Below are 18,382 nucleotides of genomic sequence, written 5' to 3' on the forward strand. Positions count from 1 at the left end.
ACATATCGCTGAAAGACCCGGAAAATTCTGCCAAGCACGACGGTTCCTCGCGACAGCGCCCAAAACCGGCGTCAGAGGACGCCACTTCGGGAACGTTACGCGAACGAACGTAAATTTTCAGGAAACGGCTGGCAGGGGCAGAGGGACTCGAACCCGCGACCCTCGGTTTTGGAGACCGATGCTCTACCAACTGAGCTATACCCCTAGGCCGTGGCGTGGGTGCTAAAGTCTCACGCGACCGAAATCAAGTGCCTTTCCACCGATCTTTCGCATTTCCCCGCCGAAGAAATCGCCGTGGAACGCATGCCGGGGGCAGATCGTTTTTCTTCCGAACCTGCGCAAGCTGCGCCTTAGGAAAGGAAAGCAAATGCCCAAGATTACCGAAGCCCGTATTCTGATCATGGCCACCAACGGTTTCGAGCAAGCCGAGTTGACCGTTCCGCGCGAGAAGCTGACCGACGCTGGCGCGCAAATTGACCTCGCCTCTCTCGATGGTGAAGACATTCGCGGCTGGGACGAGACCGACTGGGGCGAGACCGTTTCGGTCCAATGCAAGATCTCCGACGTCGTCGCCTCCAACTACGATGCGATCGTTCTCCCCGGCGGTCAGATCAATCCAGACCTTCTTCGTGTCGAGAAAAGCGCACTGGACTTGCTGCGCAGCTTCTACGACCAAGGCAAGGTGGTCGCCGCGATCTGCCACGCGCCGTGGCTCCTGATCGAGACCGGCATCGCCAAAGGGCGCAAGATGACCTCGTATCATTCGGTGCGCACCGATGTCGAAAACGCCGGCGGCGACTGGGTGAACGAATCCGTGGTGTCCGACAATGGCGTCGTCACGTCGCGCAACCCGAACGATCTGGACGATTTCGTCGCCAAGATCATCGAAGAGATTCAGGAAGGCCGCCACATGCGCGAGGCCGCCTGATCTCGAGAGACTATCGCTTCCTGCGCTTCGAATAGAGGCGCAGGAGGCCCATGACCATCAACTGCGCGGCGACGATCACCACGCAGACAATTACCAAATAATTAAACGCATTGTGGGAGTTCAGCCCCGGCATCCCGCCGAGATTGACCCCGAACAGACCGGTGAGAAACCCGAGCGGCAGGAAGATCGTGGAGACGACCGACAGCACGAAGGTGTTGCGGTTGACCCGGTCCGAGAGTTGGCTCGACAGTTCTTCGCGAAGCACCTGCGCCTGATCGCGCAGCTCGTCCATATCTTCCGAAATCCGCGTCATCTTCAGCGCTTCTTCCTCGATCTCGCGCCGCGTGACCTCGTCGATGATCGGGCTCTCCGCCTGTGTCAGACGGATCAACGCCTCGCGTTGCGGCGCGAGGTACCGCCGCGCCGCGATCACCTGCAGCCGCAAATCCAGAACGTCGTGGCGCATGTGATCGGCCTGCCCGCCATAGACCTGATCTTCCAGCGCCTCGGCGCGCTCGTCCAACTCGGTCTGGAACACCCCGATATTGCCGACGATATCCTCGGTCAGTCGCACGAGGAAGGTTCCCGCATCGCTGGGCCCTTTGCCGTCGCGGATCGCCGCATTCATCCCTTCGATCGCGCGCACCCGCTTGCGCGAAATCGTCAGGATGCGCTGCCGGTCGAGATACATCCGCAGCGAGACCATATCTTCGGGGTCTTCGCCCTCGTTGAAGTTGATCGCGCGCAGGATCACCAGAAGTCCTTCGCCGATCTGGCTCATACGCGGGCGCGTGTCGACGTCGAGCAAGGCCTCCACCGCCTGCGGGTCGAGGTAATCCAGCTCTTCGCGAATCCAGCGCTGCGCCTGCGGATGCGTCCCGTCCAGATGCGCCCAAGCGAGCCGCTCGTCCCGCAACGCCTCGACGATATCGGCAGGCCCGTCGGGATCGGGCGCCCCCGACAGGATATGCGAGAAGAGGATCGGGCTGTTGGTCATCCGGGCTCCGGGAGAGTTCGTCGCGTTGCCCAGAGCCTAGCGTCGTTGCGCGCAGCGGCAAGCCTCTCGCTCAAGGCGCGTGTTCGGCCAGCGCCGCGACATCACCCGCTTCCAGCGCCGGAAGCGCCCTCTGGATCGCTTCGACCGGCCAGTCCCACCACGCCAGATCGAGCAATCGTGCAATCTCATCGGGGTTGAACCGGGACCGCACCACGCGCGCCGGATTGCCCGCGACGATGGCAAAGGGCGGCACATCCTGCGCGACAACCGAGCCAGCCGCCACGATCGCCCCCGCCCCGATGCGCACACCGGGCATCACCATCGCATTGAAGCCGAGCCAGACATCCGGCCCGATCACGGTGTTGCCGATCGCGGCATTCTCCTCGAGATATTTCCCGGCCGTCTCCATGTCGAAAATCCGAAACGGATAGGTGGTGATCCCGCCCATCGGGTGATTGGCCGACGCGGTGATGAAGCGCACTCCATGCGCGATCTGCGCGAAAGCCCCGATCACCAGCCGCTCGGGGCAGCCGGGATAAAGGTAAGGCGCCAGCTCCGCCGCCGCGTCCGTCACGGGGGCAAGCGGGCTGTAATAGGCATAGCGACCGACCTCGATATTGAGATGATCGATCACCGCCTGCAGAAACACAGTCGGTTCATGCGGGGTGCCATCGGGCAGCAGGACAGGATTGCGGGTATCGGGCGCAGGAAAGCGCCGCGGCAGCGGATGGGCAGACATGGAGAGACCTCTCTCGATCAGAGTTTCAGGGAAACGGGATCAGAAAAGGGTCTTGTCCATCGGAGCCTCCATCATGCGCTTCATCAGTCTAGCGCAAGCGACGGGGCCGCGCCAGCCGCCCGCTTACAGCTTGCGCGCAAGCCAGCCCTTCACCGCCTCCGCGATCTGCTCCGCCGCCTCCGGGTCGAGGTGGAAATGGTGGTCGCCCGCGATCTCGTTGCTCTCGTAATCGGCGATGAGCTCGCCCCCCCACTGCGCCAGCTCCGCCGTGCCCTCGCGCTGCGCCCGGATCCCGTCCCCGGCCCAGATGTTAAGGACCGGCGCCCGGATCGCCCGCAGCACCGCCTCCACATCGTCGCGGTCGAGCTTCACCGCCGAGCTCGCGAACAGCCGCCGGTCGCCGCGCAGATGCCAGCCCTCCGGACCTTCTTCCAGCGCACGCTCCGCCAGCGCCTCGGCCACCGCGCGCGCATTGCCCTGCCCCGCGCGGCGCGCGATATAGTCCTCACGCGTCGGGAAACTGCGCGCGGGCCGCGCCGCCTGCGTTGGCACCTCGGTCAGATAGGCGCGCAGGGTTGTGACGAAATCCTGCGCCACCGGCTCGGGGACCAGCGAATCGAGCGCGATGACCCCGCGCACCCGCTCCGGCATCGCCGCCGCCAGCAGCGCCGAGATATTGGCGCCGCGCGAATGGCCCAGCAGCACGCAGTCCTCCCAGCCCAGAGCGTCGAGCACCCGCTGGATCTGCGGCAGGTCGTCCCAGATATTGTAGCTCGCATGGGCCGCGCGATGCCCGCTCAGGCCCTGCCCGCTCAGATCGAGCGCGACGACGTGGCAACCCTCGAGCCGCGGCGCGAGCGCGGCAAAGCTGTCCGCATGATCCATCCAGCCATGCAGTGCCAAGACCGGAAGACCGTCCTCGGGCCCCCAGGCCCGCCCAGAGATCCGCAGCCCGTCCACATCCCAATGGCACTCGCGTGCCGCAGTTGCCTCTGCCATGTCCCGCATCCTCCCCCATGGTCCGCCCTGCAGAAGACCTAGCGCGACACGCCCGCGATTACGACCACCCGCACAGGCCCTTCACGCAAAGCAAAAGGGCCGCCCAACCGGGCGGCCCTTCGCAAATCGCTATGATCCGAGGATCACGCGATGATTTTGGAGACGACGCCGGCGCCGACGGTGCGGCCGCCTTCGCGGATTGCGAAGCGCAGACCGTCTTCCATCGCGATCGGGGCGATCAGTTCGACTTCGAACTTCAGGTTGTCGCCCGGCATCACCATCTCGGTGCCCTCGGGCAGCGTCACGGTGCCGGTCACGTCCGTCGTGCGGAAGTAGAACTGCGGACGGTAGTTCGCGAAGAACGGGGTGTGACGGCCACCTTCCTCTTTGGTGAGGATGTAGGCTTCTGCCTCGAACTTGGTGTGCGGCTTCACCGAACCCGGCTTACACAGAACCTGACCACGCTCAACGCCGTCACGGTCCACACCGCGCAGCAGCGCGCCGATGTTGTCGCCAGCTTCACCACGGTCCAGCAGCTTGCGGAACATCTCGACGCCCGTGCAGGTCGTCTTCGAGGTGTCGCGGATACCCACGATTTCCAGTTCGTCGCCGACGTTGATCACGCCACGCTCGACGCGGCCGGTCACAACCGTACCACGGCCCGAGATCGAGAACACGTCTTCGATCGGCATCAGGAAGGGCTGGTCCACGGCGCGCTCCGGCGTCGGGATATAGCTGTCGACAGCTTCCATCAGCGCGCGGATCGAGTTCTCGCCGATTTCCGGATCACGGCCTTCCATCGCGGCCAGAGCCGAACCCTTGATGATCGGGATATCGTCGCCGGGGAAGTCGTAGGACGACAGAAGTTCGCGAACTTCCATTTCCACGAGCTCGAGCAGCTCCTCGTCGTCGACCTGGTCAACCTTGTTGAGGTACACGACCATCGCCGGGATGCCGACCTGACGGCCGAGCAGAATGTGCTCGCGGGTCTGCGGCATCGGGCCGTCAGCTGCGTTCACAACCAGGATCGCGCCGTCCATCTGCGCTGCACCCGTGATCATGTTCTTCACGTAGTCGGCGTGGCCGGGGCAGTCGACGTGCGCGTAGTGACGCGACTCGGTCTCGTACTCCACGTGCGCGGTCGAGATCGTGATCCCGCGGGCCTTCTCTTCCGGCGCGCCGTCGATCTGGTCATACGCGCGGAAATCACCGAAATACTTCGTGATCGCAGCCGTCAGCGTCGTCTTGCCGTGGTCAACGTGGCCAATCGTGCCGATGTTGACGTGCGGTTTGTTACGTTCAAACTTTTCCTTTGCCATCTCGCGGGGCGCCTCTGGTTAGGGGGCCGCTAGCAGCGAGCCCGAGTCAATATCGCGCGCTACCTATTGCGCTGGCGGGGAAAAATCAAGCCCGGAATGCAGGGTTTCCCCTGTCTGTGTTCGCGGTTTCGCTTGGGCAGCGACCGGCACCGCACTACCATCTCTTCATGGATTACGCTGCGACAGACGACACCCACCGCCTTCCGGCCCGCGCGCCCCTTGCCGAGCATCCGCTGGGCATCTTCGCGAGCTTCCGCGCCGCGCGGCGCAACCTGTTGGAAATCATACCGGAACTGGCGACCCATGCACCGATCATCTCGGGCAATACCGGGGCGCGCTGGCATATGGTGATGGACCCCGACAGCCTGCGCCACATCCTCAAGACACGCGTCGAGGATTATCCGAAATCGGTGGTGACCAAACTCATTCTCGGCCCTGCCGTAGGGGAAGGGCTGTTCGTCGCAGAAGGGGCCGAATGGCGCTGGCAGCGCCGCGCCGCCTCTCCGGTCTTCGCCGCGCGCAACATGGAGGCGCTCGCCCCCGTCATGGGCGCCGCAGCGGAGGCCTCTGCCGCACGCATCAGCACCGCCGCCGATACCGGCCGCGCGGTGGACCTGCATCAGGAAATGGTGGCCGCGACCTTCGAGGTGATCTCGGACGTGACCTTCTCCGGCGACGAGGGTTTCGACCGCGCCGCGATCCATCGGGCGATCGACGCCTATATCGCGCAGACGGCGAAGGTCTCGCTTCTCGACCTCTTCGCCCTGCCCGCCTGGGTGCCGCGCCCGCATCGGGTGATCTCCTCGGGCGTCGTGCGCGACCTCAAGCGCCATGCCGACCGCGCGATCGAGGCCCGGCGCGCGGGCGAGGCGAAAGCGGTGCCCGACCTTCTGGACCTGCTCGACGGCGCGCAGGACCCCGAAACCGGCCGCGAGATGAGCCCTGCCGAGCTGCGCGACAACCTGCTGACCTTCATCGTCGCAGGCCACGAGACGACCGCTCTGACGCTCGCCTGGGCGCTCTACCTCTGCGCTTTCGACCCCGAGGTGCAGCAGGCCGCCCGCAGCGAGGCGCAGGCCGCGCTCGGCGCGCGCGCGGCGACCGTCGACGACCTCCCCCGCATGCCCCTCATCGCGCAGATCGTGAACGAGAGCCTGCGCCTCTACCCGCCTGCGGGCTTCCTGTCGCGCACGGCGCGCAAACCCGAAACGCTTCTGGGGCGCGAGGTGCGCGCGGGCGACACGGTGATGCTGCCGATCTACGCGCTCCACCGCCACCACGCGCTGTGGGACGACCCGCATGCCTTCCGCCCGGACCGTTTCGCCAATCCGACGCATGACCGCTTCGCCTTCCTGCCCTTCGGGGCCGGGCCACGGATCTGCATCGGCGCGGGCTTCGCGATGCAGGAGGCACAGATCATCCTCGCCACGCTCCTCGCCCGGTTCCGCTTCACCGCCGTGCCGGGACGCGAGCCTGTGCCGGAGATGATCCTGACGACACGCCCCAAGGGCGGCATCTGGCTGACAGCGGAGCGCGCGTGACGGGCGCGCGCAAACACGCGCCCTTCGCCTTGGCAAAAATATCCCGGGGGTGAATTGCCCGACAGGGCAAGAGGGGGCAGCGCCCCCTGCCGGATCGCCCGGGCCTGCCCGGACGATCCCTCAGGCAAAGCCTCAGGTGAACCTGTTATCCCGCGGGAAGCCGCGCGGCGCCATACGGCCCGCCGAGGCCCGCTTGCCGGTCCATTCGGCGAGGTCGGTCTCGGTCCGGGTGCGGCCCGCCGGGTCCTTCCAGCTCAGACCATCGGCCAAGGTAAAGGTCTTCGCGTCGCTCAGGCCCCCGTCCTTGTATTTCTGCAGCCGGACGCCCTTGCCGCGCGCCATCTCGGGCAGCTCCTCCAGCGAGAAGACCAGCAGCTTGCGGTTCTGCCCGACGCAGGCGACCGTATCGCCATCGATCTTCGAGCAGACGGTGGTTTTCGCCGCGCCCTTCATGTTCAGAACCTGCTTGCCCGATTTGGTCTGCGCCACGAGTTCCTCGCCCGGGCAGATGAACCCGTCGCCATCCGAGGAGGCCAGCAGGTATTTCTCGCCCGCTTTCGGTAGCAGCAGATGGGTCACCTCCGCCTCGTTGGGCAGGTCGACCATCAGCCGCAGCGGCTCGCCCATGCCGCGCCCGCCGGGCAGGTTCGCGCCCAGCACGGTATAAGCACGACCGTTCGAGCCCATAGCGACGATCCGGTCCGTGGTCTCGGCATGCATGGCGAACATCGGCCCGTCGCCATCCTTGAACTTCACCTCGGCATCGAGCGCGTTATGGCCCTTCATCGCCCGGATCCAACCCATCTTCGACAGGATAACGGTGATCGGTTCGCGCTCGATCATCGCCTCGATCGGCACTTCCTCGACCTCGCCGGCCTCGGCGAAGCCGGTGCGCCGCGCGCCGCCTTCGGCATTGCGGCCGAATTTCTTGTCGATGTCCTTCAGCTCACCGCCGATCGTCTTCCATTGCAGCTTTTCGGAGGCGAGCAGGTCTTCGAGCCCCGAGCGCTCTTCGATCAGCGCATCACGCTCGCGCTTGAGCTCCATTTCCTCGAGCTTGCGCAGACTGCGCAGGCGCATGTTGAGGATCGCTTCGGCCTGCACGTCGGACAGCTCGAACTCGGCCATCAGCATCGCCTTGGGCTCGTCCTCGTAGCGGATGATCTCAATCACCCGGTCGAGGTTCAGGAAGGCGATGATATAGCCTTCGAGCACTTCGAGACGCGCGTCGATCTTGTCCATCCGGTGCTGCGAGCGGCGCAGCAGCACCTCGCGCCGGTGATCGAGGAAGGCACGCAGCACCTCCTTGAGCGAGCAGACCTTCGGCACCCGCCCGTCGATCAGCACGTTCATGTTGAGCGAGAACCGGACCTCCAGATCGGAGTTCTTGAACAGCATCCCCATGAGCATCTCGGGCTCGACGGTGCGCGATTTCGGCTCCAGCACGATGCGGATATCGTCGGCGCTCTCGTCGCGCACATCGGCCAGCGCGGGCACCTTGCGGGTCTGAATGACCTCGGCCAGACGCTCGATCAGCTTCGATTTCTGTACCTGATAGGGGATCTCGGTGACGACGATCTGCCATTGACCGCGGCCCAGTTCCTCTTTCTCCCAACGCGCCCGCAGGCGGAACGCGCCGCGGCCGGTGCGATAGGCGTCGCGGATATTTTCGGGCGGCTCGACCAGCACGCCGCCGGTCGGGAAATCGGGGCCGGGGATATGCTCGACCAGCTCGTCATCGGTGATGTCAGGACGCTTGATCATCTCCAAAAGCGCCTCGACCAGCTCGCCGAGATTGTGAGGCGGGATGTTCGTCGCCATGCCGACCGCGATGCCGCTTGCGCCATTGGCCAGCAGGTTCGGGAAGGCGGCGGGCAACACGACCGGCTCGGTCAGCGTGCCGTCGTAATTCGGACGGAAATCGACCGCATCCTCGGCAAGACCTTGCAGAAGCGACTCGGACGGAGAGGCCAGACGCGCCTCGGTATAACGCGAGGCTGCCGGGTTATCGCCGTCGATATTGCCGAAATTGCCCTGCCCATCGACGAGCTTGTAGCGCATCGCGAAATCCTGCGCGAGACGCGCCATCGCATCGTAAATCGCGGCATCGCCATGGGGGTGGTAGTTCCCCATCACGTCGCCCGAGATTTTCGCGGATTTCCGGAAACCGCCGGTCGGCGACAGCTTCAGCTCGCGCATCGCGAAGAGGATGCGCCGATGCACCGGCTTCAACCCGTCGCGCGCATCGGGCAGCGCCCGGTGCATAATCGTCGAGAGCGCATAGGTCAGATAGCGCTCGCCGATCGCGCGGCTCAGCGGTTCGGAACTGGTGGAGAGGGGATTTTCTTCGTCACTGCTCATGCGGATTTACTAAAGCCGCGCCCGATCCCGGTCCAGCGGGAAAAGCAGGAATAGGAATTTCCATGGAACTTTTCCCCCGTCGGCGGAATTTCACCGACCTAGAGCAGAGAGAATCGTGTTAATATTTTCACGCTTCCCCAGCTGCCAATCGGAATCAGGGGGTTGATCATGGGCAAGTTGTTGCTGACCACTTTGGCGGGTATTTACGCCGTTATGGCCATCGCCGGACGCGACGTTCCCGGGAACGTCGAACAGGCCTCTGCGGCCACGTCGAATGACACCGTACAGGTCTCACGCGCCGCGAGCGATAATCAAGAGCTTTCGGCCAGCGAAGCTCCTCAAATTGTCGCGAAGGCTGCCGCCGCATCGCAAGCCAACACGCCGAAGATCGAGAAAGCCTCGTTGATCACCCGCGTCACGCCGAACGCGCGGATGCCGGGCCCCGAGCTCAAACCGTCGCCGGAATATCGCGACACCTCGGCGCCGAAAGTCGAGGGCGGCACGCTCTGGAGCGTGTCTGCCAATGCGCTCAACGTGCGCTCCGGCCCGTCCACCAGCGACAGCGTGATCGACCGCGTCCGCAAGAACGACGAAGTGCTCGTCGTGGCCGAAATCGGCGGTTGGGCGAATGTAAAGATCGAGGGCGACGGCACCGAAGGCTGGGTCTCCAAGAAGTACCTGCGCCCGGCAAATTGACCTAAACCGGCCTGCCAGCCGCTAAAATCTTGCCTTTTCAAATGGCTCGAAATACCCCCGTCGGAGGCAAATCTCCGGCGGGTTTTTCTTTGCGTCGCCGGATCAGAGGGAAGGCGCGCGCATGGCCAAGACGATCCTGATCACTGGATGCTCCTCGGGCATCGGCTATGACGCAGCCCACGGGCTGAAAGCCGCAGGCTGGAAAGTCTTCGCCACCTGCCGCCGTGAAGAGGATTGCGAGCGCCTGCGCTCCGAGGGGCTGATCTCCTTCCAGCTCGACGTGGCCGATCCCGAAAGCATCGAGGCGGGCTTCAACGAGGCGCTGGCGCGCGGGCACGGTCGGCTCGACGCGCTCTACAACAACGCCGCTTTCGCCTGCCCCGGCGCCGCGGAGGACATCCCCCCCGGCGCACTGCGCGAGATCTTCGAGACCAACCTGTTCGGCCTTCACGACCTGACGACCCGCGCGATCAAGGTGATGCGCGCGCAGGGCGACAATGGCGAGGGGCGCATCCTGCAATGCTCCTCGGTGCTGGGCTTCGTCGGGCTGAAATGGCGCGCAGCCTATGCCTCGACGAAATTCGCGCTGGAAGGGCTGACCGATGTGATGCGGCTCGAAATGGCCGATACGAATATCAAGATCGTGCTGATCCAGCCCGGCCCGATCACCTCGAAAATCCGGGTCAATTCGATCCCGCCTTTCGAGAAATGGGTGGATTGGGAGAATTCCGCCCGCCGCGCGCAGTACGAGGGCAGCCTGCTCAAGCGCCTCTACCAAAGCCGCGGCAAGCCCGACACGTTCGAACTGCCCCCCTCCGAGGTGACCAAGGCGATCCTCAAGGCGCTCGAGGCCCCGAACCCGAAGCCGCGCTACAAGATCACCACGCCGACCAAGGCGATCAGCGTCGTGCGCCGCTTCCTGCCGGACCGGATGCTCGACTGGGTGCTGGACAAGGGCTGAAAATCCTTTCGCATTTTCGTGATCTCCAGCTATGTCTTGAGCCCAGAGGGAGAGAGACTACATGCGCAACGACCCGTTATTTTATGTCGTCGCTCTGGCGAGTTTGGCGGTTCTGGTGATCTTGATGATCGGCATCGCGGGCTTCGGACGCGGGGGCGATTTCAACAAGAAACATGCCAACAAGCTGATGCGGTTGCGCATTGCCGCCCAGGCGGTCGCGATCGCGCTGATCCTGTTGTTCGTTTATCTAAGAAGGGGTGGCTGATGGTCGTTCTCAATCGCATCTACACGCGCACCGGCGATGCCGGGGAAACCGCGCTCTCGAACGGGGTGCGCGTCGCCAAACATTCCGCACGCGTGACTGCCTATGGCACTGTGGACGAGCTGAATGCGACCGTGGGCATTGCGCGCCTGCAGGCGGATGAGGCGCTGCAAAAGCAGCTCTCCGTGATCCAGAACGACCTCTTCGATCTGGGCGCCGATCTGGCGCGCCCCGATATGGAGCATGACGACGAGGCGGGCTACCCGGTCCTGCGCATGGTCGAGTCCCAGGTGACCCGGCTCGAGACCGAGATCGATGCGATGAACAAGAAGTTGGAGCCGCTGCGCAGCTTCATCCTGCCGGGCGGCACGCCGCTTGCCGCGCACCTGCACGTGTCGCGCACCGTGGCACGGCGTGCCGAGCGTGAGGCCGTGTCGCTGGCCGCGATCGAGGGCGTCAACGAATGGGCGGTGAAATATCTCAACCGCCTGTCCGACTGGTTCTTCGTCGCTGCCCGGATCGCGAATGACGACGGCAAGGACGATGTGTTGTGGGTTCCCGGAGCGAACCGCTGACGAAGTCAGTGGCGGGGCTTCCGGTGGAAGCACCGGCGAAGGGAAGCGGGAGCCGCTAAGCGCCCCCTACAGAAAGCTCTGCGGATCGATATCGACCGCGAGCCGCGCATTCGTCGGCAGCTTCAGCCCCTTGAGCCAAGCCTTGAGCGCGCCCTGTAGCGGCGCGCTTTTCTCTGCCTTCACGAGCATCCGCACCCGGTGCCGCCCGCGCACCCGTGCGATCGGTGCAGGCGCGGGCCCGAAGACCTGCGCCCTGATCCGGCGCAGCGCGGCATCGTTGCGCGCGAGGTGGTTGCCCACCTCAAACAGCGGCTGCAAATCCGGCCCCGACAGGATGATCCCCGCCATCCGCCCGTAAGGCGGCACGCCTTGCGCCTGCCGCGCGGCGGCCTCCTGCGCCCAGAACGCCTCCTCGTCGCCGCCCAGAATCGCGCGGATCACCGGATGCTCGGGCTGATAGGTCTGCAACAGCGCCGCACCCTTCTCCTCGGCGCGGCCCGCCCGGCCCGCCACCTGCCGCATCAGCTGGAACGTCTTCTCCGCCGCGCGCAGGTCCGAGCCCTGCAGGCCCAGATCGGCGTCGATCACCCCCACCAGCGTCAGCCGCGGGAAGTTATGCCCCTTCGCCACGATCTGCGTGCCGATGATGATATCCGCCTCGCCCTGCGCGATCTCCGCGATCTTTTCCTTCAGCGCGCGGGCCGAGCCGAAGAGGTCCGAAGACAGCACCGCCAGACGCGCCTCGGGAAAGCGCTCCGCGACCTCCTCGGCCAGCCGCTCCACCCCCGGCCCGACAGGCGCGAGTTTCCCCTCCACCTCGCAGCTCGGACATTTCACCGGGATCGGCTTGGTCTCGCCGCATTGGTGACAGACGAGCCGCTTGAGGAAACGGTGCTCCACCATCCGCGCGTCGCAATGGTCGCAGCCGATCTGATGCCCGCAGGCCCGGCAGATCGTGACCGGCGCATAGCCGCGACGATTGAGAAACAGCATCGCCTGCTGCCCCTCGGCCACCCGCGCCAGAACCTCCTTCGCCAGCGTCGGCCCGATCCAATGCGCGCTTTCGATCGCCTCGTCGCGCATATCGATCGTGCCCATCTCAGGCAGTTCTGCCGTCCCGAAGCGCGCGCCCAGATCGAGCCGCTGATATTTCCCGGCCTCTGCATTCGCCCATGTCTCTAGGCTGGGCGTCGCCGAGGCCAGCACCACCTGCGCCGAACAGCCCGAGGCACGCAGCACCGCCATGTCGCGGGCGTTATAAAGAACGCCCTCCTCCTGTTTGTAGGAGCTGTCATGCTCCTCATCGACCACGATCAGCCCCAGATCGCGGAACGGCAGGAACAGGGCCGAGCGCGCGCCGACGACAAGCTGCACTTCGCCCGCACCGCAGGCCTTCCACAGCCTGCGCCGCTCGCTTTGCGTGACCCCGGAATGCCACTCGCCGGGACGCGCGCCGAACCGCGCCTCGACCCGCGAGAGAAATTCCGAACTCAGCGCGATCTCGGGCAGCAGCACCAAAGCCTGCCGCCCCTTGCGCAGACATTCCGCGACCGCCTCCAGATAGACCTCCGTCTTGCCCGATCCGGTCACGCCCTTCAGAAGCGTCGTCGAATAGGCCCCGGAGCCCGCGCGCAAAGCCTCCGCCGCAGCAGTCTGCGCCTCCGACAGCGCCTTGCCGGGCCGCGCCGGATCGAGCCGCGGGAAGGGCTGATCGCGCGGCACCTCCGCCTCGATCAGCGCGCCGGTCTTCACCAGCCCTTTCACGACCTGCGTCGTCACCCCGGCCAGATGCGCCAACTCGCTCAGGTAGAAACCCGCACCGCCATGCTCTTCGAGCACCTCGAGCACCCGCGCCCGCGCATCGGTCATCCGCGACGGCTCCCGGTCGCCCAGCCGGTAAATCGTTCGCATCCCCGGCGGGTCGCCCAAGCCCGGCGCACGCGTCGCCAGACGCAGCACCTGCGGCAGCGGCGTCATCGTGTACTCCGCCATCCGCTCGAGGAAGACGCGCAGCTCGTCGCGCATCGGCGGCACGTCGAAGACCCGGTTCACCGCACGCAGCTTGGCGGCATCGAAACCGCCCTCGCCCGTCCCCCAGACCACGCCGAGCACCTTGCGCGGCCCCAGCGGCACTTCGACGAAGGCCCCGTTGTAGCAGCCACCCTCCGGCGCGCGATAATCGAGCGGCCGCCCGATCGGCTCCGCCGTCAGCACCGCGACCCGCGCGCCCTCTTCGAACCAACCGGGCTCAGACATCGCCCTGCCTTCCAACTGCACTAAATATCCCGGGGAGCGGCGACGCCGCGGGGCGGAGCCCCTCTCCCGTTGCGACCTCTTTCACCCTCGCCGCTTTTGCGCTAACACGCTCGCGACTGCTGCCAAGGAGAGCTGCCATGAAATTCTTCGTCGATACCGCCGACACCGCCGCGATCAAGGAACTCAACGATCTGGGCATGGTCGATGGCGTGACCACCAACCCGTCGCTGATCCTGAAATCGGGCCGCGACATTCTCGAAGTCACCAAAGAAATCTGCGACATGGTCCACGGGCCGGTCTCGGCCGAGGTCGTGGCCACCGAAGCCAAGGACATGATCGAAGAAGGTATGAAGCTCGCCAAGATCGCCCCCAATATCGCGATCAAGGTTCCGCTGACCTGGGACGGCCTGACCGCATGCAAGGCTTTCGCATCCGAAGGCCACATGGTCAATGTCACGCTGTGCTTCTCGACCGCGCAGGCGATCCTCGCCGCGAAGGCGGGTGCGACCTTCATCTCGCCCTTCATCGGCCGTCTCGACGACATCAACCTCGACGGGATGAACCTGATCGAGGACATCCGCACGGTCTATGACAACTACGACTTCACGACCCAGATCCTCGCCGCGTCGATCCGTTCGGTGAACCACATCAGCGATGCTGCCCGCATCGGCGCCGACGTGATCACCGCACCGCCGGCGGTCATCAAGTCGATGGTCAACCACCCGCTGACCGATAAGGGTCTGGCCCAGTTCCTCAAGGACTGGGAAGCGACCGGCCAGAAGATCTGATCTTCTCGCGTGAGTCCGATATAGCAAAGGCCCGCCTCTCCGGCGGGCCTTTTTCGTCGAACGGGCCGTTTTTTGGACTGCGTCGCGGGATGCATCGTGTATGCTTGGAAAAAATGATGCATCGACCAGCGACGAGACAGGCATGACCGAACCGGCCCTCGTGGAGCAACTCCGCGACAAGATCATTTCCGACCCCGACGTGATTCTCGAGGACCGCGACCTGATGCGGGCGCTGATCGCTGCGAACGAGGCCGCGATGGGCGGCAATATCGTCGACCTGCGCGGCGCGGCCATGTCCCGGCTGGAGGCGCGGCTCGACCGGCTGGAAGACACCCACCGGTCTGTCATCGCGGCGGCCTATGAGAACCTCGCGGGCACGAACCAGATTCACCGCGCGGTGCTGCGGATGCTCGACCCGCATGACTTCCAGTCCTTCCTGTCCAACCTCGCGACCGAAGTGGCCGAGATCCTGCGCGTCGACGCGGTGCGCCTCGTGCTGGAAAGCCACCAGAACGAGAACGACCCGGCGCTGCGCCAGCTGGGCGAGGTGCTCTGCGTGGCCGAACCCGGCTTCATCACCGAATACATGCGCGGCGGGCGTGGCGGGCAACCGCGACAGGTCGTGCTGCGCCAGACCGTGCCGGGCTCCGAGGCGATCTTCGGCGAGACGGCGAACTGGGTGCGCTCCGAGGCGCTGATGCAACTCGATCTGGGCGAAGGCCGCCTGCCCGGCATGCTGGTCATGGCCGCCGAGGACCCGCATCAGTTCAAACCGTCGCAAGGCACCGACCTTCTGGCCTTCTTCGCAGGCGTATTCGAACGCACGATGCGCCGCTGGCTGGATTGATGGCGGAGCCGTCCGCAGGGTTGCAAGACGCGCTCGCCGAATGGCTGAGCCATTTGCGCGGGCTGCGCGACGCCTCCGATCACACTATCACCGCCTACCGGCACGACGTGGCGAGCTTCTTGGGTTTTCTGCAAACCCATCATGGCGAGAGCCTGGGCACCGCCCGGATCGCAGAACTTGGCCCCTCCGATATGCGGGCCTGGATGGCGCATGAACGCGGCCGAGAGGTCTCGTCGCGCTCGCTCGCCCGCGCGCTTTCTTCGGTGAAAAGCTTCATCCGCTGGCTCGCCGATCGCGACGGGTTCGACGCGAGCCATATTCTCTCGACCCGCAGCCCGAAATATCAGCGCAAACTGCCGCGCCCGCTGAACGAGGACGCCGCGGCCGGGATGATCGAACAGGTCGACACGCAGGCGATGGAACCGTGGATCGCCGCGCGCGACGCCGCCGTGCTGACCCTGCTTTATGGCTGCGGGCTGCGAATCTCCGAAGCGCTCGCCCTACGCGCCGAGGCTCATCCTCTGCCCGAGGTGCTGCGCATCCGCGGCAAGGGCGACAAGGAGCGGCTTGTGCCGGTCGTGCCCGCCGCCCGCGATGCCGTAGCGGAGTACATGCGCCTGTGCCCCTACCCCGCCGAGCCGGGTGCGCCCTTGTTCTACGGCGCACGCGGAAAGCCGCTCAATCCGCGCATGATTTCCAAGGCGATGGAGCGGGCGCGCATGTCGCTCGGGCTGCCCTCGACCGCGACGCCGCACGCAATGCGCCACAGCTTCGCGACCCATCTGCTGGCCGCTGGAGGCGACCTGCGCGCCATTCAGGAACTGCTGGGCCATGCGAGCCTCGGCACCACCCAGATCTACACCGCCGTCGATGCCGCGCGGCTGATGGAAATCTACGACAAGAGCCATCCGCGCGCCTGAAGTTCGCTTGCCCCTGCGTCGCAAATCCGGCATCACGGGCAGATGGATATCCGCATCAAAGCCCTGTTCGTTCACCTCCTGACCGCCACCGGCGCCGTGCTGTCGATGCTCGCGCTTCTCGCGGCCGCAGAGGGCGAATGGGCGCTGATGTTCCTCTGGCTCGTCACCGCATTCTTCGTCGACGGGATCGATGGCCCGCTCGCGCGGCGCTACGATGTGAAGGCGAATTTCCCGCTCTATGACGGCGTCCTTATGGACCTGATCATCGACTATCTGACCTATGTCTTCATCCCCGCCTTCGCGCTGTTCCAGTCGAGCCTGCTGCCGGGATGGACGGGCTGGCTCGCGATCATCGCGATCACCTATGGCAGCGTCGTCTATTTCTCCGACACCCGGATGAAGACGAAGGACAACTCGTTCCAGGGCTTCCCGGGGGCGTGGAACATGCTGGTACTGGTGCTGTTCGCACTCAAGCCCGGCTATTGGACAATCCTGCTCGTCGTCGTGGCGCTCGCCATCGCGATGTTCCTGCCCCTCAAGTTCATTCACCCGGTGCGCACGAAGCGCTGGCGCGTAGTCTCCTTGCCGATGGCGCTTTTGTGGACCTTCTTCGCGGGCTGGGCCGCATGGGTCGATTTCGATCCGGCAAGCTGGGCGCATTGGGGGCTGGTGGTCACGTCCATCTACCTGCTGCTCGTCGGCATCGTGCAACAACTCGTGCCCGAGCGAAGCTGACTCGAACTGCGGCCCCGGCGCGGCGCCCCATGCCGCACGGGCCGCGAAACGGAGGTCGCATGCGCCGCAGTCTCGCACTTCTGGCTCTCGTGTTTTCCGCGCAAGCAGCCATGGCCGCGCCGGATTATCTCGACGACCGCTCGACCCCGTCCGCGCTGATCCGCTCGCTCTATAACGCGATCTCGCTGCATCACTACGCCCGCGCCTGGAGCTATTTCGCCGATCCCGAAAAGAACGGCGATTATGCGGATTTCGCGAAAGGCTATGCAGACACCGCCGAGGCTTCGGTCACGATCGGCCCGGTGACATCGGAAGGCGCGGCAGGCTCGATCTACACCACGCTCGGGGTGACGGTGAGCGCCCGGACGGGTGACGGCAAAACCGAGAGCTTCGGCGGCTGCTATGTGACCCGCCAGATCCAGCCCGCGATTCAGGAACCGCCCTTCACGCCGCTGCAAATCGTGACGGGACACCTGATCGCGCGCCCGGCGGACGATGCCATGCCTACCAGCTGCGACGACCAAGGCCAGCCGCGATTTTAATCGCTCAGACCCGCGTCAGCACCACGCCTGAGACGATCAACAAAGCCGCCAGCGCCTTCGTCATCCGCATTTTCTCGCCGAAGACGAGCCAGCCGATCAGCACCGCGAACAGGATCGAGGTCTCGCGCAGGGTTGCGACCAGCGCGATCGGCGCGCGGGTCATCGCCCAGATAGAGATCGCATAAGCCCCGTAGGAAGCCGCTGCCCCTAGCGTCGCGATCCCCCATTCGCGTGGCGCGGCGCGCAACATCGCGGTCCCGCGCAGCCCGAGCATGCCCGTCGCGAAGAACACCCCGCCCAGCACCATGATCCATCCGACATAGCCCACGGGCTCGCCCGAGATGCGCGCGCCCATCCCGTCGACCAGCGTATAGCTCGCGGTCGCCAGCGCCGAGCCCAGCGCATAGGGCAGCAGGCGGCGGCTTTCGCCATCGGTGAACACCCCGCGCGCCATCAGGGCGATCCCGAGCCCCAGCACCGCGATCCCCGCATATTCGAGCCCGCTGATCGCATCGATCGCCAGTGCGGCGGAGACGATCGCCACCATCATCGGCGCGGTTCCGCGCGCGATCGGGTAGACCCGGCTCAGATCGCCCTGCTCATAGGCATGGGCGAGGAAGAACTTGTAGCCGAAATGGATCACCCCCGCGGCAAGGATCCAGCCCAGCGCGGCGCTGTCCGGCATGGGCCGCGACAAAGCGACGACAAGCCCGATCAGAGCCTCGGCAATGGACAGCATCACCATGGCGCGGATTTTCGAGCCGCCCAGACGGATCAGCGCGTTCCACAGGGCATGCAGGAAGGCCGCGCCCAGCACCGCCGCCATGATCGTCAAACTCATATCCGCGCCCTTCTCTTCCCGACCGGCCATCGGTAGCTCCGGGCCATGACGAGGGCAAGCCGCCCCGTGCATGGG

18 protein-coding genes and 1 tRNA gene are annotated in these 18,382 nt (G+C 65.2%); 11 read left to right on the forward strand and 8 right to left on the reverse strand.

The annotated features are described in order from the left end of the window. Window positions 1-129: 129 nt before the first annotated feature. Window positions 130-205 (reverse strand) — tRNA-Trp (locus AKL02_RS18455). A 162-nt stretch (window positions 206-367) separates the two neighbouring features. Here AKL02_RS18455 and AKL02_RS18460 point away from each other — a divergent pair. Then, entirely contained in the window at window positions 368-928 is a 561-nt protein-coding gene (locus tag AKL02_RS18460) for a DJ-1/PfpI/YhbO family deglycase/protease (RefSeq protein ID WP_083079871.1), read from the forward strand. A 10-nt stretch (window positions 929-938) separates the two neighbouring features. Here the strand turns inward: AKL02_RS18460 and AKL02_RS18465 are convergent, their stop codons facing one another. The 4 genes from AKL02_RS18465 to tuf all read right to left on the reverse strand — a co-directional run bounded on the left by AKL02_RS18465 (window position 939) and on the right by tuf (window position 4,982). Beyond that, complete coding sequence (locus AKL02_RS18465) at window positions 939-1,925, reverse strand: zinc transporter ZntB (protein WP_083079869.1); 987 nt, start codon at window positions 1,923-1,925, stop codon at window positions 939-941. Between the two features lie 70 nt (window positions 1,926-1,995). Next, window positions 1,996-2,664 (reverse strand): CatB-related O-acetyltransferase, encoded by a 669-nt coding sequence (locus AKL02_RS18470; protein WP_083079867.1) that lies wholly within the window; start codon window positions 2,662-2,664, stop codon window positions 1,996-1,998. A gap of 123 nt (window positions 2,665-2,787) precedes the next feature. Beyond that, window positions 2,788-3,663: an alpha/beta fold hydrolase gene (locus AKL02_RS18475; RefSeq protein ID WP_108722450.1), complete on the reverse strand. Its 876-nt coding sequence runs from the start codon at window positions 3,661-3,663 to the stop codon at window positions 2,788-2,790. A 143-nt stretch (window positions 3,664-3,806) separates the two neighbouring features. After that, a complete protein-coding gene (tuf, locus tag AKL02_RS18480; RefSeq protein WP_078571262.1) occupies window positions 3,807-4,982 on the reverse strand; it encodes an elongation factor Tu in 1,176 nt (391 codons plus the stop codon). Between the two features lie 167 nt (window positions 4,983-5,149). On the opposite strand from tuf, the gene AKL02_RS18485 reads away from it, so the two are divergent. After that, the gene (locus tag AKL02_RS18485; protein WP_083078092.1) at window positions 5,150-6,523 is read left to right on the forward strand and encodes a cytochrome P450; all 1,374 of its coding nucleotides are present in this window, start codon (window positions 5,150-5,152) and stop codon (window positions 6,521-6,523) included. A gap of 132 nt (window positions 6,524-6,655) precedes the next feature. Here AKL02_RS18485 and parC read toward each other — a convergent pair whose 3' ends face one another. Then, complete coding sequence (gene parC / locus AKL02_RS18490) at window positions 6,656-8,884, reverse strand: DNA topoisomerase IV subunit A (RefSeq protein ID WP_083077954.1); 2,229 nt, start codon at window positions 8,882-8,884, stop codon at window positions 6,656-6,658. Window positions 8,885-9,052: 168 nt separating this feature from the next. Here parC and AKL02_RS18495 point away from each other — a divergent pair, with 168 nt between their 5' ends. The 4 genes from AKL02_RS18495 (at window position 9,053) to AKL02_RS18510 (ending at window position 11,378) form a co-directional block, all read left to right on the forward strand. Then, a complete protein-coding gene (locus AKL02_RS18495; RefSeq protein ID WP_078542599.1) occupies window positions 9,053-9,580 on the forward strand; it encodes an SH3 domain-containing protein in 528 nt (175 codons plus the stop codon). A 121-nt stretch (window positions 9,581-9,701) separates the two neighbouring features. After that, window positions 9,702-10,541, forward strand: a complete 840-nt coding sequence (locus AKL02_RS18500; RefSeq protein WP_078521360.1) for an SDR family NAD(P)-dependent oxidoreductase — start codon at window positions 9,702-9,704, stop codon at window positions 10,539-10,541. 61 nt (window positions 10,542-10,602) lie between these two features. Beyond that, complete coding sequence (locus AKL02_RS18505; RefSeq protein WP_078521361.1) at window positions 10,603-10,806, forward strand: twin transmembrane helix small protein; 204 nt, start codon at window positions 10,603-10,605, stop codon at window positions 10,804-10,806. Then, window positions 10,806-11,378 carry a cob(I)yrinic acid a,c-diamide adenosyltransferase gene (locus tag AKL02_RS18510; RefSeq protein ID WP_083077955.1) on the forward strand — a complete coding sequence of 191 codons (573 nt, stop codon included), beginning with the start codon at window positions 10,806-10,808 and terminating at the stop codon, window positions 11,376-11,378. Before AKL02_RS18505 ends, AKL02_RS18510 begins: the two co-directional genes overlap by 1 nt. Window positions 11,379-11,444: 66 nt before the next feature. On the opposite strand, the gene AKL02_RS18515 is transcribed toward AKL02_RS18510, so the two are convergent. Further along, window positions 11,445-13,634 carry a primosomal protein N' gene (locus tag AKL02_RS18515; RefSeq protein ID WP_083077956.1) on the reverse strand — a complete coding sequence of 730 codons (2,190 nt, stop codon included), beginning with the start codon at window positions 13,632-13,634 and terminating at the stop codon, window positions 11,445-11,447. A gap of 137 nt (window positions 13,635-13,771) precedes the next feature. On the opposite strand from AKL02_RS18515, the gene fsa reads away from it, so the two are divergent. The 5 genes from fsa (at window position 13,772) to AKL02_RS18540 (ending at window position 17,466) form a co-directional block, all read left to right on the forward strand. Then, on the forward strand, window positions 13,772-14,422 hold the full coding sequence (fsa, locus tag AKL02_RS18520; RefSeq protein WP_078542596.1) for a fructose-6-phosphate aldolase: 651 nt from the start codon (window positions 13,772-13,774) through the stop codon (window positions 14,420-14,422). 142 nt (window positions 14,423-14,564) lie between these two features. After that, window positions 14,565-15,269 carry a DUF484 family protein gene (locus tag AKL02_RS18525; RefSeq protein WP_078521366.1) on the forward strand — a complete coding sequence of 235 codons (705 nt, stop codon included), beginning with the start codon at window positions 14,565-14,567 and terminating at the stop codon, window positions 15,267-15,269. Continuing rightward, a complete protein-coding gene (locus tag AKL02_RS18530; protein ID WP_083077957.1) occupies window positions 15,269-16,189 on the forward strand; it encodes a tyrosine recombinase XerC in 921 nt (306 codons plus the stop codon). Before AKL02_RS18525 ends, AKL02_RS18530 begins: the two co-directional genes overlap by 1 nt. 42 nt (window positions 16,190-16,231) lie before the next feature. Further along, window positions 16,232-16,924 (forward strand): CDP-alcohol phosphatidyltransferase family protein, encoded by a 693-nt coding sequence (locus tag AKL02_RS18535; protein WP_108722379.1) that lies wholly within the window; start codon window positions 16,232-16,234, stop codon window positions 16,922-16,924. A gap of 59 nt (window positions 16,925-16,983) precedes the next feature. Then, window positions 16,984-17,466, forward strand: coding sequence for a hypothetical protein (locus tag AKL02_RS18540; RefSeq protein WP_083077958.1), 483 nt, complete (start codon window positions 16,984-16,986; stop codon window positions 17,464-17,466). A 4-nt stretch (window positions 17,467-17,470) separates the two neighbouring features. On the opposite strand, the gene AKL02_RS18545 is transcribed toward AKL02_RS18540, so the two are convergent. Beyond that, entirely contained in the window at window positions 17,471-18,307 is an 837-nt protein-coding gene (locus tag AKL02_RS18545; RefSeq protein ID WP_078601123.1) for an EamA family transporter, read from the reverse strand. Between the last annotated feature and the right edge of the window lie 75 nt (window positions 18,308-18,382).

It is taken from the genome of Thioclava electrotropha (assembly GCF_002085925.2).
Taxonomy (GTDB): domain Bacteria; phylum Pseudomonadota; class Alphaproteobacteria; order Rhodobacterales; family Rhodobacteraceae; genus Thioclava; species Thioclava electrotropha.

Coding starts and splice junctions, on each gene's coding strand:
- AKL02_RS18525 (WP_078521366.1), top strand. CDS start 14,565: ATGACCGAACCGGCCCTCGTGGAGCAACTCCGCGACAAGATCATTTCC.
- AKL02_RS18465 (WP_083079869.1), bottom strand. CDS start 1,925: ATGACCAACAGCCCGATCCTCTTCTCGCATATCCTGTCGGGGGCGCCC.
- AKL02_RS18510 (WP_083077955.1), top strand. CDS start 10,806: ATGGTCGTTCTCAATCGCATCTACACGCGCACCGGCGATGCCGGGGAA.
- AKL02_RS18495 (WP_078542599.1), top strand. CDS start 9,053: ATGGGCAAGTTGTTGCTGACCACTTTGGCGGGTATTTACGCCGTTATG.
- AKL02_RS18530 (WP_083077957.1), top strand. CDS start 15,269: ATGGCGGAGCCGTCCGCAGGGTTGCAAGACGCGCTCGCCGAATGGCTG.
- AKL02_RS18545 (WP_078601123.1), bottom strand. CDS start 18,307: ATGAGTTTGACGATCATGGCGGCGGTGCTGGGCGCGGCCTTCCTGCAT.
- AKL02_RS18475 (WP_108722450.1), bottom strand. CDS start 3,663: ATGGCAGAGGCAACTGCGGCACGCGAGTGCCATTGGGATGTGGACGGG.
- AKL02_RS18470 (WP_083079867.1), bottom strand. CDS start 2,664: ATGTCTGCCCATCCGCTGCCGCGGCGCTTTCCTGCGCCCGATACCCGC.
- tuf (WP_078571262.1), bottom strand. CDS start 4,982: ATGGCAAAGGAAAAGTTTGAACGTAACAAACCGCACGTCAACATCGGC.
- AKL02_RS18515 (WP_083077956.1), bottom strand. CDS start 13,634: ATGTCTGAGCCCGGTTGGTTCGAAGAGGGCGCGCGGGTCGCGGTGCTG.
- parC (WP_083077954.1), bottom strand. CDS start 8,884: ATGAGCAGTGACGAAGAAAATCCCCTCTCCACCAGTTCCGAACCGCTG.
- AKL02_RS18460 (WP_083079871.1), top strand. CDS start 368: ATGCCCAAGATTACCGAAGCCCGTATTCTGATCATGGCCACCAACGGT.
- AKL02_RS18535 (WP_108722379.1), top strand. CDS start 16,232: ATGGATATCCGCATCAAAGCCCTGTTCGTTCACCTCCTGACCGCCACC.
- AKL02_RS18500 (WP_078521360.1), top strand. CDS start 9,702: ATGGCCAAGACGATCCTGATCACTGGATGCTCCTCGGGCATCGGCTAT.
- AKL02_RS18540 (WP_083077958.1), top strand. CDS start 16,984: ATGCGCCGCAGTCTCGCACTTCTGGCTCTCGTGTTTTCCGCGCAAGCA.
- AKL02_RS18505 (WP_078521361.1), top strand. CDS start 10,603: ATGCGCAACGACCCGTTATTTTATGTCGTCGCTCTGGCGAGTTTGGCG.
- AKL02_RS18485 (WP_083078092.1), top strand. CDS start 5,150: ATGGATTACGCTGCGACAGACGACACCCACCGCCTTCCGGCCCGCGCG.
- fsa (WP_078542596.1), top strand. CDS start 13,772: ATGAAATTCTTCGTCGATACCGCCGACACCGCCGCGATCAAGGAACTC.